This window comes from Finegoldia magna (genome assembly GCF_018371055.1).
GTDB lineage: Bacteria > Bacillota > Clostridia > Tissierellales > Peptoniphilaceae > Finegoldia > Finegoldia magna_I.
The window spans coordinates 1-1,707 of the sequence record NZ_JAGYZD010000309.1 but is presented as its reverse complement, the minus strand read 5'-3'; the positions used below and the strand labels follow the sequence as shown (position 1 = coordinate 1,707).

Sequence of the window (1,707 nt, the reverse complement as noted above, 5' to 3'; positions counted from 1 at the left end):
AAAAAAGATGGATATTATGAGGGAAATGATTATAGAGTATCTTGGTGTGTAGGTCATCTAGTTCAGATGGCAAATCCTGATAGTTATGATGAAAAATATAAAAAGTGGAGAATTGAAGATTTACCTATTATTCCAAAAGAATACAAGTACGAAATTGTAAATACCACAAAGAAACAATTTAATATTCTTAAAAAGCTGATGAACAGTAAAGAAGTTGATGCGGTAATTAATGCTTGTGATGCAGGAAGAGAAGGAGAAGCTATATTTAGACTTGTGTATATGAAAGCAAATTGTAAAAAGAAAATAGAGCGTCTTTGGATTTCATCTATGGAAGATTCTGCAATAAAAGAAGGATTCAATAATTTAAAAGATGGAAAATACTATGATAATCTTTTTGACTCAGCAAAGGCAAGAGCTATAGCCGACTGGCTTGTTGGAATGAATATGAGTAGACTTTACTCTTGCTTATATGACGAAAATTATAGTATAGGGAGAGTTCAAACACCAACATTGGCAATGATAGTAGATAGAGATTTTGAAATAGAAAATTTTAAAAAAGAAAAATATTATACAGTAGAAATAGAACTTGATAAGTTTATGCTATCCACTAATAGAATAGATAATAGGGTGATAGCTGAACAGCTGATAAATTTAATAGGCAATACAATAAAAATTACAGATTTAGTAAAAAAAGAAAAAATAACGAAACCAGATTTACCTTTTGATTTAACAACACTACAAAGAGAGTGTAACAAATATTTTGGATATAGTGCAAAACAGACTTTAGATTATGCTCAAAGCCTTTATGAGAAGAAATATATAACCTATCCAAGAACAGACAGTAGGTATTTAACAGAAGATATGATTGTAAGCACAATAAATAATATTTTGGGGAAAAATGATTTTGATACAGAGCGTATTAAAATTGTATTTAATTCAAAAAAAGTTAGCGATCATCATGCAATTATACCTACAGTAAGTTCATTGAGTAAAGATATATCTTATCTTCCAGAAAGTGAATCTAAAGTGTATAGACTAATATTAAATAAACTAAACGCAAGTGTTGGATATCCACTAGTTGAAAATACAACAAAAATTGTAGCTATATTTGATAGCTTTGAATTTACAAACACTGGCAAAGTAATTAAAGATGAAGGATTTACAAAGTATTTAAAAGAATATACATCGAAAAAGAGTGAAGATACGATATTTCCTAATGTGAATATTGGAGATGAACTTGAAATAAAGGAAAAAAATATTAAAGAAAAGTATACTACACCCCCAAAACATTTTACTGAAGATAGTTTACTTAAAGCTATGGAAATAGCAGGAAATGATGTTTTAGAAAAAGGTATTGAAGTAGAAAGAAGAGGAATAGGGACTCCAGCCACTCGTGCAGGAATAATAGAAAATCTAATTTATAAAGGTTATATAAAAAGAGATAAGAGAAATCTTATTTCAACAAGAAAGGGCTTAAACTTAGTATCAATAGTAATAGATGAATTTAAATCACCAAAAACAACAGCAGAATGGGAAATGGGATTAAGTGAGATTGCAAATGGGAAAGAAGATAAGGAGATATTTTTAAAAGAAATTGAAGAAGAAATCAAAAACACCATTGGTAGATATTGCAAATAAATTGATTATAAAAACAGAGAAAGATAATAGTAGATATAAGTTTTTTCAAAAGCAAGGATATAAAGGAAA

Annotated in this window: 1 protein-coding gene; it reads left to right on the top strand. The window is 28.4% G+C overall.

Features of this window, described 5'->3' with window-relative positions; genetic code table 11:
* The coding region (gene topB / locus KHW44_RS09400; RefSeq protein WP_304068829.1) for a DNA topoisomerase III at positions 1–1,638 on the top strand (1,638 nt) is incomplete at its 5' end.
* Positions 1,639–1,707 lie beyond the last annotated feature (69 nt).